The following is a 14,425-nucleotide window of genomic DNA, read 5'->3' on the forward strand; positions in this document are numbered from 1 at the left end:
TTGCGATTATAAAATTTTATTTGCGATTTCAAAAATATACTTGCGATTAAAAGCATTTATTTGCAATCCACTCCATTTATTTGCGCTTTCACTCACTCAACCAAACCTGCCAGGTAGAAACAGCTACCTGGCAATCTTTTTTTCAAAACAAGTAAGTGACAATTGATCATTCACTTGTACCAACTTTTCAATAGTAAATCCCCTATTTAAATAAAACTCGACAGCTGGTTTATTTTCAGATCCAGTAGATACAATGAGCTTCTCAATGCCCTCCACTTGCTCTTCTATAAAGCGTAAAAGTTGATTGGCAATTCCTTTTCGAAAATGATTGGGGTTTACTGTCAGTCGGTGTATATCCAAAGTCTTTCCTTCCACTTTAAAAGATATAGAACCACAAAGCTCATTCCCTATAAAGTAACCAAAAAATTCCTCCCCACAGTTCTGAAGCGTTTCCACTGTATCCTTAAGCGGAGGAATGTCATAAAAATTGATCAACTTTGCCTCCACCATATAAGAGGGGATTTGTAACTTGAGTATGATTTTAGCTACTTCTTTGTCTAGTACATCCAAAGATCTTATCTGTGATACTCTAGATTCCACTGTGGTTTCTCCTTTACACCTATTTCGACAATATCGCCATACCCTTCCACTTCACCATCAGTAACAATTATTCCATTTCCATCACAACAAGCATAAATCTTTTTTCCAGTACGACTCGAATATTCTCTAAGTTGGGCTAGTTGTGATCGATGCCTGCTCCAATGTGGCATAAACTCAAATGGTACCAATTGCAAGGCACTTAAGTACTTCAATCCAATAGTATTGTTATCAATAAAACCCGCCATATTAATCGTGTCACTCATCATGATAGCACCGGCACTGACTCCTATCAGTGGTTTCCCAGCTTCCACCATCCTTCGAATATTTTCAATCATCCCACGCGTCTTTAGACGTTCTAAGAACGAAAACGTGTTTCCCCCCGATAAATATACTCCGTCACAGCGTAACAACTCCTCCATCCGTCGCTCATCGTATTCCTCATCCACATCAAAATAGACAAAGTTGTTGATTCCAATGGATGAAAAAAACGACTTACTCTTATTAAAATAAATCCCATCTCTATCCGTTTGGGAAGGTATGTAACCTAGAGTAAATGTCTTCCCACCGATTAGTTCTCTCAGTCGATAAACTAAAATTGGATGGAGTTGATTGATATCACTGAGTAGGACTAACCGTTGCATCCTCCACCTCCCCATCTTCCATCTGTCTTAAATATGTTTCTAGCTCATTGTTGTCACGGATGATAATGACTTTATCATCGAATTCTTTTAACATCTGTATAATCTCTCGTTTACTTACTTTTTCAAAATATGTATTCCAACGAAACATTCGCATAAACATAGAAAAAGTAGACTTGTAATTGCTTTTTTCTAAACCTAGTTGCTGGAGAAAATATCTCTTAATGATTCTGTACGTTCGCTTAGAAAAGCGTGTATCTAAAAATATAATTAGTTCAGCATTGACAAAGCTCTCTGTCACCCACTGATAATGAATACCTTCGTTGATCCACGCATCACTATTTACAATATTTCTCAAAAATGCATCTCTTTCCTTTTCTGATCTTCTTATATCACCTGTTTGAAACCTTTTCCATACAACATTATCTAATTCATAATGCGGAATGTTATAATCTTTTGAAAGTTTTTTAGCAAGAGTTGTTTTGCCACTCCCGACAGAACCGATTATATGTATTTTCTTTACCTGCATGTTAATCACTCCGCTATCCCTGTGTGAAAATAACTGACCCTAGTCACATTATACGATGAAAAGAATGTGGTTAATAGATAAAAAGAGTGCCAAAAGACACCCTTTAACAAGATACTTATCTATTACTCCTTCAAATGAGTGGAACTATTCGTAAACAATACGAGTTTTCCATGTTCGGTAATTTCTAATAGGGAGATACCTGTATCGTCGGTCTTAAAAAAGGATTTATGAACAAAGGGGATGTTCAGGAAGCTTTCTAGGATTCTTGAAATCATTCCACCGTGGGTAACAATGGCAATACGCTCATACTTCCTACTTACCGCAAGAATATGTGAAAAGACTTGTTCTCCTCTAGCCCGAAACTCCATCGCTGATTCCCCATATCCCCCAAACTTTTCGTGTGGTAGTAGGTGCCAGGGGAAAGGAATCTCTTCGAGTGGCTTACCTGCCATCTCTCCATTATCATGCTCTCGAAGCTCATGAACATATTCAATAGGACAGCCTATGGCGTCTGCTAATATGGAAGCCGTTTTGGATGCCCTTTTATAGGTACTTGCCCATATCATTTGAGGCGAAAATTCCCTTTTCACCCGGATCGCCATCTTCACCGCTTGTCTTATTCCCTCTTCTGTCAGTGGATAATCTGCGCTACCTTCATGTACATGGAGTAAATCAGCTTCTGATTGTCCGTGTCGTATCAGTAATATTTGCATTTTATTACCTCCTGGATTGCGGTTCTACCTATTTATTCGACACAGATTCCCTTTTTCCCTATAAAAAAGAAGAGATTATGCGCTTACATAATCTCTTCTTATCTATTACCCGACTGTTTGGTTTGTTAGCGTAATCGTAAAACCTTCATACCCATTAGCTGCGATCTCCTCACATTTTTTACGGTAGGCACCAACCCCACCTAAGTAAATCAGGAATCCACGTGGTTTTCCAGGTATGTTAGCTCCTGTGTACCAGGAGTCCGTTTTTGTAAAGAGCGTTGCCTCTGCTACTTCGCGACAATGCTTGCTCCACGCCTCTTCTGCCTCAACTGCTGCCTCAATCGTTTCAACACCATGCTTCTCAAAGTGCTCAATGCAGTCACCAATCCATTCTACATGCTGCTCAATTGATACAGGCATATTACTCAAGACGGACGGACTTTCAGGACCGGTAATCATAAAGAAGTTTGGAAAACCAGCGTTAGCTACTCCTAAATACGTTCGAGTAGAAGCTCCGCCGTTCCATTTTTCTTTTAAGGAAACACCGTCCTTTCCACGAATGTCGATTTTGAGAAGAGGTCCTGTCATACCATCGTAGCCTGTCGCAAAGACAAGCGCATCCAACTCATACTCTACTTCAGATGTACGAACTCCAGAAACTGTAATTTCCTCGATCGGATTTTTCCTTACGTCTATAAGAGATACATTCTCCCTGTTAAAAGTTTCATAATAATTCGTATCGATAATCGGACGTTTCGTACCATAATAATAGCTTGGTAGAAGCTTGGAGGCAGTCTCAGGATCTTTAACTATCTCTTTTATTTTTCCTCGGATAAATTCGGCAACCGTTTCATTCGCCTTTTCGTTTACCGTGATATCATAGTATGCTGCAAAAAGACCTAACCCACCATTTTCCCATGCATGTTCATAGACTTGTTGTCTTTCTTCAGGAGTTACCTCAAGTGCTGATTTATCTGGGGGTACCGCCGGCTGACCACCTGCTGATTCTCGCATTTGTTTTTTGATTTCTAAAAAGTTTTTCTTTGCTTGTTCCACATACTCATCACTATATGGATGATTTCTAGCAGGAGCACTATACTGAGGAGTACGCTGGAAAATGGTTAGATGTTCTGCTTCTTGTGCAATTACTGGAATTGCCTGAACTCCACTTGATCCAGTACCTATAATTCCAACTCTCTTCCCTTTAAAATCTACTCTCCCATGTGGCCAATGTCCGGTATGGTAGAATTCCCCTTTAAAGTTTTCTAACCCATTAAATTTAGGTAGATTCGCGGCAGAAAGACATCCAACCCCGGTGATAAAGTACTTCGCTGTAACACTTGTTCCGTTATCAAGTTGTATCTCCCATTTTTTTGTATTTTCAATATAGTGAGCAGACTGTACACGTGTCTTAAATTGGATGTCCTTTTTAAGATCAAACTTATCTGCTACGAAATTTAAATAACGTAAAATTTCTGGCTGGGCGGGATATCTTGAAGTCCATGTCCATTCATTATATAGCTCTTCCGAAAATGTATAATTATAGTAAATGCTTTCAGAATCACAGCGAGCACCAGGATAGCGGTTCCAATACCAAGTTCCTCCAACACCATCTCCTGCTTCAAATACTGCTGTTGAAAACCCTGCTTCTCTTAGTCTATACAGCATATACAATCCTGAAAAGCCTGCACCAATAACGACCGCATCAAATGGTTTTGTTGAACTCATTTCATTCCCCTCCACTCTTTTTTATGACTGGCGAACTTCTTTATTAATCGTATTTAAAAATTCAGCAATGTTTGAGATAGAAGCTTTAATTCTATCTGGAAAAACGGCCATATTCGTAAAATAACCATGTACAAGCCCTTCTTCACAGATCGTTTCAACCTGAACTCCTGCATTCCTTAGTTTTTCTGCATAGGCTTGCCCTTCATCTCGCAACACATCATATTCCGCCGTTATCACGTAAGCAGGAGGGAGACCAGATACATCCTCAGCTTCTAGTGGAGCAGCTAGCTTATTTTTTGCATCCTCTTCTCCGTTAATATAATAGTTTCCAAACCAAATCATTAAGTCACGATCTAATCCAAAACCTTGCTGGAATTCAAAGTATGACTTGGTATCATAGGTTAGGCTTGTCACTGGATATATTAAAATTTGACCTTCAATCTCTGGCCCTTTCTCGTCTTTTGAAAGGAGGGTCATGGCTGCTGAAAGATTTCCTCCGGCACTGTCACCTCCAACCACAATTTTGGAAGCGTTTCCATTTATCTCCGCTGCATGCTCTTTTACCCATTTCAGCGCAGCATATGAATCTTCTACTGGAACTGGAAACTTGTATTCAGGAGCCAGACGATAATCTACTGACACAACCACTCGCTCTGTACGATTTGCTATCATCCGGCAACTTGCATCCGCTGTTTCTAAGTCCCCTATTACCCAACCACCTCCGTGGTAATAAACAAAAAGCGGAAAAGGACCTTCTCCTTCTGGTGTATAAATTCGGACATTGATTTCTGCATCGTTTCCAACTGGTATTAATCTATCTTCAACACTTGCTAACGGGGCAAGTTCTACTTCTACTGGTGGTACTAGTGCAAACAAATCTCTTACTGCTTGTGCTTCCATTGAGTGAAGGGCAGGCATTTGATTGAACGCTTCTAAATATACTTTTGCTTGTGGATCTAAATTAGCCATCTGACATCTTCCTCTCCAATAGGTATTTTTACATATTTAGAAAATCCCTCTTAATATGCTACCTAAATCGTAATATTTTCTGTATAATTTGAATATTCCCAATTTTAGATATAGACACTTCCTAAAAAGGAGATGATTTTTATACCAACCCATTACTCCGTTTTAGAACATGTTCGAAAGCTTGAAGTTCAAGCTAGTCATGAGGAACAGCTCTATCATATTCTCGACATCTATTTGAAACTCTTCCCAGCTAGAAATGCCTTCTTATTTCGTTACTCACCTTTAGGATATTTAGGCGAAGGAATTATCCAATTAACCTCTACACAACTCATACATATTAGAGAGATCAGGGACGATATTCGCGCTCTACCCATTATCCACTCAGCCATTAAAGAACGTGAGGCAAAATATTGTTCTGGTATTGAACATCTAAAACAAATCAGCAGTAGATACGTTTTTCCTTCGAATGTAGATTCTATGTTGGTCGTCCCGATTTGTTTTGGCTCTGTTGTTGTCGGTTACATTTGCTCAACCGAATTTCAGGAAGGGGTAGTTTTCGACGAAAAAACACTATCATCACTTTCTTTATACGGAAAACTAGTTGGAAAATATCTTCATAGTTCCATAGAAACAGATACTCCCACTTCATTAAGTAAGAGAGAATTAGAGGTGATGAAGAGAATTTCTCAAGGAGAAAGCACGAAGGAAATGGCTGATTCCATGAACATTAGTGAATTGACAGTCAAGCAGTACGTGAAAACGGCGATCAGAAAACTCGGAGCAAACAACCGCTCACATGCGGTGGGAGAGCTGTTTCGAACGGGTATCCTTTCATGATTTTATGTAAGCGTTTTAATAAAGAAAAAGAAAGCGAGTTCCCTCGCTTTCTTACTTGAAGTAGAGAGCCATCATATCTTCTCCGATATAAGTATTGTCTATTTTCATGGATCGAGGGTCACTTCCGATCAGTTCAAAACCAATAGATTCATACAATTTTTTAGCAGCTGTATTATTCGATGAAACTGTTAAATATACCTGCTCCACTTCACCGATTTCTTTTGCCTTCTCAATCGCGGCATTCATTAATCGTTTCCCTATTCCATACCTTCTTACTTGAGGCGAGACATACATTGCAAAAATATCAGAGCGATGCTTGAGTTTCCTTTTGATTTCTGTAACAAGGGTGACCACACCAACAAGTTTGTCTTCTTCAAAAGCACCAAAGGTAAATGCATTGACTGCACGAAGTCTTGAAGCATGAACTTCTATTGAATATTCCATCTCCTCTTCCACACTCGAGCTAAACGCCTCTGGGTGATTTTGTAGTGCTTCTATTCTTTTTTCTTTGTATGCTACTGCATCTTTTTCATTGAGTACGCGAATCTTAATCATTTCTAATCTCCCTCACCTTTTTGTTATTACTCGTATTATACATGGAAAGAAATGTTTACGATATGATGTATGGAGTATCAACAATTACTGGCTAAAAAGAAGAAATTAGAGCAAAAATAATGGTATGTATGGTGGAGGAACGAAAAAACGTTCCTCCACCATGTTTTTACTTGCATGTCAAGATGAAAACTTCGCTTACATGTATTTTTTTTCATTGAAGTGTTTCATTAACTTTTGTATCTTATGTAAGTATGTTTGTAAATTAGGAGGAACATTTCAACATGAATCAAAATCAAACTCAAAAAATCCAAGTTGTTACGGCTGATCCCTCTGCCCTAGGTTTGTTTGGATTAGCTATGGTAACCTTGGTTGCTTCATCACAAAAACTTGGCTGGACAGACGGAGTTTCCTTTGTTCTACCTTGGGCCATTTTCCTTGGTGGTTTTGCACAACTATTCGCTGCGATCAATGATGCGAAACATAATAATACATTCGGTACAACCGCATTTGGTGCATTTGCCCTTTTCTGGTTCGGTGTAGGTGCTTCATGGTTAATCAACCTTGGTGTTTTTGGAGAAAATGCGGCACTTGCTGTTGATCCAAAGCAGCTAGGGATCGCATTTATTGGCTATTTACTGTTTAGCTTATACATGACGATCGGTGCGATGGAAACACATAAAGTATTATTTATTATCTTTGTTCTTATTGATTTCTTATTTATCGGTCTTTCTTTATCCACTCTCGGTATAGCACCTGAATTTTTCCATGAGGTAGCTGCGATCTCCGAATTGCTTATTGCCATTATGTCTTTTTATGGATCAGCCGCTGCTGTATTAAACAATCATTTTGGAAAAGTGTTCATTCCGGTCGGAAAGCCATTTGGGATTTTCAAATAAATCCTACGTAAGGGAAGCAGTAATTAAACTGCTTCCCTTTATATCTTGATATACGACCAAAGGTTTACCGTCAGCATATTAAATCTACATTAGATGTAACAAGTAGAACCTCTCCTATTATCTAGTACCTATCATTATTTTCCTCAAATATCACTCAGTTATGTAAGAGACACTCACTCGCGAACTTCTCCTTGAATGGTAATAATAACCCACCTATATATGGGAACACTATTCCTAAACTATATTGGTAAAAGGAGGTTTTCATATGAATCAAAATAGACTATCCATTTTCGCTCTTGGTGGGGTAAATGAAATTGGTAAGAATATGTATGTAGTTCAATATGGAGATGACATGATCGTCATTGATTGTGGAGGGAAATTCCCTGATGAAAGCTTATTAGGAATTGACTTAATCATTCCTGATACATCTTATTTAGAGGAAAACAAAGAAAAAATCCGTGCATTAATTGTTACTCATGGGCATGAAGATCATATTGGTGGAATTCCTTATTTTCTCAAAAAACTAAATGTTCCTATTTACGCAACCCGTTTTACGTTAGGGTTAATTGAATTGAAGTTAGACGAACACCGTTTAACTGGTGATACCAAACTCGTCGAGGTACACGCGGAATCTGAGCTTACTTTTGGAGAAGTCGGAGTTTCCTTTTTTAAGGTTAGTCATAGTATTCCCGATTGTCTTGGAATTGTTCTCCATACTCCTGAGGGAAATGTGGTACATACCGGTGACTTCAAATTCGATTTAACTCCAGCCAACCACCAGCATTCTGACATACACAAAATGGCCGAAATCGGTAAAAAAGGTGTACTCGTATTAATTTCCGAAAGTACAAATGCTGAGAGAAAAGGATTAACTCCTTCTGAAGAAATGGTAGGAAATCATATGGACGAGGCTTTTCTGCGTGCAGATGGAAAAATCTTCGTCTCCACCTTCGCCTCCAACGTAAATCGTGTTCAACAAGTGGTGGATGCAGCTATTAAAACGAATCGAAAACTGGCCTTAGTTGGACGCAGTATGGTAAATGTCGTACAGGTAGCAATGGAACGGGGCTATGTTAATATTCCTGAGGGAATGATTATTGACGCAAGATCAGCAAACGAATTGGCTCCAGAAAAAGTAGCTGTTCTTTGTACCGGTAGCCAAGGTGAACCAATGGCTGCCCTCTCCCGGTTATCTACTGGAAATTACAGAGATATGGTGATCTATCCTGGGGATACAGTTATATTAGCTGCTTCTCCAATTCCAGGTAACGAAAAGGATGTCTCGCGTATTATTGATAATCTGTTTCAACTCGGAGCAAAGGTGATTTATGGGTCTGGAAGTACAACCGGGATGCACGTATCAGGACATGGTTATCAAGAGGACCTTAAACTCATGCTTACCTTAATGAAGCCTACTTATTTCGTCCCTATCCATGGGGAATACCGAATGCTCCACCATCATCGATTATTAGCAGAGTCCGTTGGTGTAGAAAAAGGAAACACCTTTATTATTAAAAATGGTGATGTTGTTGATGTAGAGAATGGAATTGCTGTTCAGACTCGTAGCATCCCTAACGGGGACACATATGTCGATGGAGTCAGTGTGGGTGATGTAGGAGAAATTGTCCTAAGAGATCGAAGACAACTGTCTGAAGATGGAATGGTCGTTATTGTCATTACCCTAAGTAAAGCGGATCGGAAAATCATCCAAGGTCCTGACACTATCACCAGAGGTTTTGTATATGTCAAGGATTCCGAAGATTTAATTAGAGAAATCAATCGTTTGACAAAAAAGACGGTTAATGATTTACAAGCAGAAAACGTTCGACAGTGGAATGTTATGAAACAAAGTATCAAAAAATCAGTTGGTCATTACTTATTTACTCAAACAAAGAGAAAACCGATGATTTTGCCGGTAATTATTGAAATTTAAGTGCCTTGTTAAATAAAAAGTAACCACCTATTATTATAGGTGGTTATTTTGTCATTGGCCCTTTGGATTTGGTCCATATTTATTTTCACCCGGCTGGCTGTCAAGCACTGCAAACACTAAAAGTACAATTAATCCGATTACAGGGATAAAGGAGAGCAGCATCCACCACCCTGTCCTTCCTATATCATGCAGGCGGCGCACACTAACAGCTATTGAAGGTAACAAAACAGCTAATCCGTAAATCCCGGATAGAATTCCTCCAAGACCGAGCATCATTTCAATAATTGAAAATAAAATAGTAAAGAGAAAATTAAAAAGGAAAAACATCCAGTACTCTTTTCTCCTAGCTCTCCCTTGAAACCCAACGTAATTCTTTAAAACTTTCATATACCATTGCATTTTATGACCCTCCAAGAATGAAGTGTGCTAAACAGGTATAGATTATATTGCACAAACCTTCTTAGAGTTATTCACTACGTGATTTTAAGTATGTTTTGACTATTTAAAAACCTTCTTCTATAAACCTGAATATATATATCCTAAGGGGAATTTTAGGGAGGGATGAAGGTGAATGTTCGGTATTTAGGTGCTTTAGGCTTCGGGTTAGGCGGGTTAGTTGTTGGTCTGTCAGGTGACTATTTCATCTTTGCGATCTTTTTTATGGGGTTAATCGGTAGTGCTATGCTAAGTATTCCCGCTCGGAGTATGAAAATTACGATTCTTACTACCTTTTTAGGAGCCTTTGGTTTTGTTATAGGATTTACCAATATTTCCAAACCCATTTACGAGAATATCCCACCTGCACTTATTACTCTTATCGCTGCTGCTGTCGCTGGAATCCTGTTAGGTCACGCAGCTCTATTATCAAGAAGAATCAGAAAATAAATTTCCATTTCAACTAAAAAAACTGACCTTGGCATAAACCAAAGTCAGTTTTCTCATTTATTATAGCTCTTTACCGTTCGTTGCAATGACATTTTTATACCAGTCAAAAGACTTTTTCTTGGATCTTTCTAGAGTTCCGTTACCTTCGTTGTCTTTGTCAACATAGATAAAGCCGTAGCGCTTTTTCATTTCACCTGTTGTAAAAGATACACAATCAATACAGCCCCATGGAGTGTAACCCATTAACTCAACTCCATCTAGTTCAATGGCTTTCTCCATTTCTTGAATATGTGAGCGTAGGTAGTCAATACGATAGTCATCATTTACACTTCCATCTTCTTCCTTCACATCAACTGCACCAAAGCCATTTTCAACGATAAATAATGGAAGTTCGTATCTTTCCCATAATTGATTTAGAGAATATCTTAAACCAACTGGGTCAATTTGCCAGCCCCAATCAGATGCTTTAACGAATGGATTTTTAACACTTGAGCTAGAACCCACCACATCATTTTCATCTACCTTATTTACACCGCTTTTTACTGCATCAGACATATAGTAACTGAATCCGATATAATCCACTGTTCCTTCTGCAAGAATTTGTGCATCCTCAGGCTCCATTTTAATGTTATAACCTTTTCTTTCCCACTCTTTTAGGGCATATGCACCGTAATGTCCTCTTGCGTGTACATCGGCAAAGAACCAACGGTCATGCATCGATTCAACTTGCAGCATCATATCGTCAGGATGACATGAGAATGGGTAAATAGGTACGAACGATACCATACATCCAATTTGGAAGTCAGGGTTAATCTTGTGGCCTTCTTTCACCACTAGTGCACTTGCAACAAGCTCATGGTGAACCGCTTGGTACATAACTTCTTCTCTATTTTCGCCTTCCTTATATTGAACACCAGAGCAGGTCCAAACAAACAGTGGATTGGCTGTATTTTTTTGGTTATTGATTTCGTTAAAAGTCATCCAGTACTTCACTTTGTTTTTGTAACGTTCCATCACCGTTTTCGAATAGTGTACAAAAAATTCAATCACTTTACGGTTACGCCAACCACCGTATTCCTTCACTAGATGATAAGGCATTTCAAAGTGACTTAACGTAATGACCGGTTCAATGCCATGCTTTAATAACTCATCAAACATATCATCATAAAATTGTAAGCCTTCTTCGTTTGGCTCCACTTCGTCACCTTTTGGAAAAATACGCGTCCAAGCAATACTTGTACGGAAGCATTTAAAGCCCATTTCTGCAAATAGTGCAATATCTTCTTTATAATTGCCATGGAAATCAATGGCTTCATGGTTAGGATAAAACTTTCCTTCTAAAACTCCATCCGTAATTTGTCTTGGGACACCGTGTGCGCCAGCAGTCATTACATCAGCCACACTCGGGCCTTTTCCACCTTTATTCCATCCACCTTCTACTTGATGTGCAGCAACTGCTCCGCCCCATAAAAAGTTCTCTTGAAATGCCATGGTTTGTTCCTCCGTTTACTATTAAAATCACTCCGCTTATCATGCCCGAAACTAAACAGCCTATAAGCTTCATGTTTATTTCATTCACTAACTTATAGTGATATAGTATAGGAAGAATATTTGGAGTGAAAGACTTTCCAAGCATGTTAGAATGGCATTCTATTTTTTTCTACCTTTTTTCATCAAAAAATGAAATACCTTTTTAAAAAGGAGTAAAGTAATTACATTATGATCATCTCAAATAAGCTTGAGTCAATGGACTCTTTATCAAAGTCCGAAGAAGTACTTGCGACATATATATTAAAAGAAAAGGAAAATATCCAGCACTTATCAACGAAGGATTTAGCTCAAGCTACCTTTACTTCCCCTTCCACTGTTGTTCGCTTGTCACAAAAATTAGGATTTAGCGGCTGGAATGAGTTAAAAGAGAAATATCTTGAGGAGATCTACTATTTAAACCAGCATTTTTCAAATATTGATCCAAATTTCCCTTTTGAACCACAAGATAGCTTGATGAGCATCGCTTCAAAAATTGGTCATTTAGCAACCGAAACTGTCGAAGATACATTGGCACTTTTAAAAAATGAGGAATTAAGGAAAGCGACGGAGCTACTAGCTAAGGCTGACATCATTAATATATATGGAATAAGCAATTCCCTGTTAATGGCATATGACTTCAAGCACAAAATGCTTCGTATTAATCGTCATGTGGAATTAATGAATGTTCCTGAAGAGCAAATTTTTGTAGCAAACAATTCTACGCCTAAAAACACAGCGATTTTAATCTCGTATTCTGGTGAATCGGACGAGGTTATTAAGATTGCCAAGGTATTGAGGGACAGAAAAACACCTATTATATCTTTAACGAGTCTTAGCGAAAACAGTTTAAAAAACTATTCAGATTGTACGTTATACATATCTACCCGTGAAAAGCTGTATTCAAAAATTGGCTACTATTCAACCAATAACTCCATTCACTTGATTTTGGATATCCTTTATTCTTGTATTTTCAAAATGAACTATCACGAAAATCTAGAATACAAAACAAAAATTGCCAAGGATACAGAAGAAAGAGTGGTTAGCAGTATCGTTTTAGAAGAAAACTAAAAAGCCTGCTTTAGTGAACATCCATTAAAGCAGGCCCCTATATTTACAAAGTAACTCCACTTTTAAAAATGGAAATCTCCCTGAAATCATTCTTCTCGTTATTAACCCATTCCCCACTTGCCACTTCGATAATATAGGTAACAAAATCTTGTAGTACCTGTTCGGCTGCTACGTCTTCCTCTAGAAGTATTCCTGCATTAAAGTCGATCCAGTGGGGTTTGGTTTCATAGATTTGAGAGTTCGTAGATATTTTCATTGTTGGAACAAAGGTACCAAATGGAGTCCCTCTTCCAGTTGTAAATAAAACCATATGACAGCCTGCAGCAGCTAATGCTGTTGAAGCAATCAAATCATTTCCAGGTGCACTTAGAAGATTTAACCCATTAACTCTAAGTACTTCCCCATACTTCAATACATCAACAACTGTAGAGGTTCCTGCTTTCTGAGTACAACCAAGAGATTTATCCTCAAGTGTCGTGATGCCACCCGCCTTATTCCCTGGGGAAGGATTTTCATAGACCGGTTGATTATGGGCAAGAAAATATCCCTTAAAATCGTTGATTAAATGAACAACCTTATGAAAAACGTCTTCATTTTCAGCTCGTTCCATTAATATTTTCTCTGCTCCAAACATTTCTGGCACTTCGGTTAATACAGTTGTACCTCCTTGTGCGATAAGATAATCAGAAAACCTGCCTAAAAGTGGGTTTGCGGTAATACCAGAAAATCCATCAGAACCTCCGCATTTCAAGCCAATTTTCAATTCTGATAGTGGTACATCAACTCTATGATCCTGTCTTGCAGCTTCATAGATTTCCATAGCGAGCTTTAACCCTTCTTCAATTTCATCCGTCACAGCCTGTGAAACGAGAAATTTCACCCGATGTTCATTGACTTCTCCAAGCGATTTTTTAAATTCAGGAAGCTCATTATTTTCACAACCGAGCCCTAAAACAAGGACCCCGCCTGCATTTGGATGATTCACCGCGTTTACGAGAATTTGTTTTGTATTCTCATGATCGTCTCCAAGCTGTGAACATCCATAGCTATGCTTTAAAACTAGTACATTATCAAATGGATTTTCCGTACCAACTTGTTTTTCAAAACGCTTGATAATCTTTTCAGCAATTCCATTTACACATCCTACTGTCGGCACAATCCACAGCTCATTACGAATCCCAACTGTTCCGTTCTCTCTTTTATACCCTTTAAAGGTACGGTTTTCGTTCCCATACGGATTTACCGTCTGATTCGGAACATACTCGTAGTCCTCTGTCCCTAATAAATTGGTTCGAGTATTATGAGTATGAACAAGTTCACCCGCGCGAATAGGTGACAGAGCATGACCGATTGGGTAACCATATTTAACGATATTCTCTTGTTCCTTAATATCTCTAAGAGCGATTTTATGTCCTCGATAAATCTCTTCTTTTACAGTAAGTGATATTTCATCTACTAAAAGCTCTTCCCCTGCACTTATGTTTTGTAAAGCTAGTATGATATTGTCGTTCTCATGTATTTTCAATACTTTCTTCATTGATTCC

The 14,425-nt window shown here is 38.5% G+C and carries 15 protein-coding genes; 5 read left to right on the top strand and 10 right to left on the bottom strand.

Going from position 1 to position 14,425, the window contains the following annotated elements; genetic code table 11:
- Window positions 1–123: 123 nt before the first annotated feature.
- From ACGLXV_RS18345 to ACGLXV_RS18370, 6 genes are all read right to left on the bottom strand, one after another.
- A complete protein-coding gene (locus ACGLXV_RS18345; RefSeq protein ID WP_391559779.1) occupies window positions 124–600 on the bottom strand; it encodes a GNAT family N-acetyltransferase in 477 nt (158 codons plus the stop codon).
- Window positions 576–1,241: a Type 1 glutamine amidotransferase-like domain-containing protein gene (locus ACGLXV_RS18350; RefSeq protein ID WP_391559780.1), complete on the bottom strand. Its 666-nt coding sequence runs from the start codon at window positions 1,239–1,241 to the stop codon at window positions 576–578. The genes ACGLXV_RS18345 and ACGLXV_RS18350 overlap by 25 nt, the downstream gene beginning before the upstream one ends.
- A complete protein-coding gene (locus tag ACGLXV_RS18355; protein WP_391559781.1) occupies window positions 1,216–1,767 on the bottom strand; it encodes a P-loop NTPase family protein in 552 nt (183 codons plus the stop codon). Before ACGLXV_RS18355 ends, ACGLXV_RS18350 begins: the two co-directional genes overlap by 26 nt.
- Before the next feature lie 122 nt (window positions 1,768–1,889).
- A complete protein-coding gene (locus ACGLXV_RS18360) occupies window positions 1,890–2,480 on the bottom strand; it encodes a histidine phosphatase family protein (RefSeq protein ID WP_391559782.1) in 591 nt (196 codons plus the stop codon).
- 105 nt (window positions 2,481–2,585) lie between these two features.
- Window positions 2,586–4,208, bottom strand: a complete 1,623-nt coding sequence (locus ACGLXV_RS18365) for a flavin-containing monooxygenase (RefSeq protein WP_391559783.1) — start codon at window positions 4,206–4,208, stop codon at window positions 2,586–2,588.
- 21 nt (window positions 4,209–4,229) lie between these two features.
- Complete coding sequence (locus ACGLXV_RS18370; RefSeq protein WP_391559784.1) at window positions 4,230–5,177, bottom strand: alpha/beta hydrolase; 948 nt, start codon at window positions 5,175–5,177, stop codon at window positions 4,230–4,232.
- Between the two features lie 132 nt (window positions 5,178–5,309).
- On the opposite strand from ACGLXV_RS18370, the gene ACGLXV_RS18375 reads away from it, so the two are divergent.
- Window positions 5,310–6,014 carry a response regulator transcription factor gene (locus ACGLXV_RS18375; protein WP_391559785.1) on the top strand — a complete coding sequence of 235 codons (705 nt, stop codon included), beginning with the start codon at window positions 5,310–5,312 and terminating at the stop codon, window positions 6,012–6,014.
- A gap of 51 nt (window positions 6,015–6,065) precedes the next feature.
- Here ACGLXV_RS18375 and ACGLXV_RS18380 read toward each other — a convergent pair whose 3' ends face one another.
- A complete protein-coding gene (locus ACGLXV_RS18380; protein WP_391559786.1) occupies window positions 6,066–6,569 on the bottom strand; it encodes a GNAT family N-acetyltransferase in 504 nt (167 codons plus the stop codon).
- A gap of 281 nt (window positions 6,570–6,850) precedes the next feature.
- Between ACGLXV_RS18380 and ACGLXV_RS18385 the strand changes: the two genes are divergently transcribed.
- Together ACGLXV_RS18385 and ACGLXV_RS18390 are read left to right on the top strand one after the other, a co-directional pair.
- Window positions 6,851–7,465 (top strand): acetate uptake transporter, encoded by a 615-nt coding sequence (locus ACGLXV_RS18385; RefSeq protein WP_119707779.1) that lies wholly within the window; start codon window positions 6,851–6,853, stop codon window positions 7,463–7,465.
- A 265-nt stretch (window positions 7,466–7,730) separates the two neighbouring features.
- Window positions 7,731–9,398, top strand: a complete 1,668-nt coding sequence (locus ACGLXV_RS18390; RefSeq protein WP_391559787.1) for a ribonuclease J — start codon at window positions 7,731–7,733, stop codon at window positions 9,396–9,398.
- Window positions 9,399–9,449: 51 nt separating this feature from the next.
- On the opposite strand, the gene ACGLXV_RS18395 is transcribed toward ACGLXV_RS18390, so the two are convergent.
- A complete protein-coding gene (locus ACGLXV_RS18395) occupies window positions 9,450–9,797 on the bottom strand; it encodes a DUF805 domain-containing protein (RefSeq protein WP_119707775.1) in 348 nt (115 codons plus the stop codon).
- Window positions 9,798–9,965: 168 nt separating this feature from the next.
- On the opposite strand from ACGLXV_RS18395, the gene ACGLXV_RS18400 reads away from it, so the two are divergent.
- A complete protein-coding gene (locus ACGLXV_RS18400) occupies window positions 9,966–10,283 on the top strand; it encodes a hypothetical protein (protein WP_391559788.1) in 318 nt (105 codons plus the stop codon).
- A 60-nt stretch (window positions 10,284–10,343) separates the two neighbouring features.
- Here ACGLXV_RS18400 and ACGLXV_RS18405 read toward each other — a convergent pair whose 3' ends face one another.
- On the bottom strand, window positions 10,344–11,774 hold the full coding sequence (locus tag ACGLXV_RS18405) for a 6-phospho-beta-glucosidase (protein ID WP_119707773.1): 1,431 nt from the start codon (window positions 11,772–11,774) through the stop codon (window positions 10,344–10,346).
- Between the two features lie 228 nt (window positions 11,775–12,002).
- On the opposite strand from ACGLXV_RS18405, the gene ACGLXV_RS18410 reads away from it, so the two are divergent.
- Window positions 12,003–12,881, top strand: coding sequence for a MurR/RpiR family transcriptional regulator (locus ACGLXV_RS18410; protein ID WP_119707772.1), 879 nt, complete (start codon window positions 12,003–12,005; stop codon window positions 12,879–12,881).
- Window positions 12,882–12,924: 43 nt separating this feature from the next.
- On the opposite strand, the gene ACGLXV_RS18415 is transcribed toward ACGLXV_RS18410, so the two are convergent.
- Entirely contained in the window at window positions 12,925–14,418 is a 1,494-nt protein-coding gene (locus tag ACGLXV_RS18415; RefSeq protein ID WP_391559789.1) for a UxaA family hydrolase, read from the bottom strand.
- Between the last annotated feature and the right edge of the window lie 7 nt (window positions 14,419–14,425).

Origin of the sequence: Robertmurraya sp., from assembly GCF_036676585.1 — a bacterium.
Taxonomy (GTDB): Bacteria; Bacillota; Bacilli; order Bacillales; family Cytobacillaceae; genus Robertmurraya_A.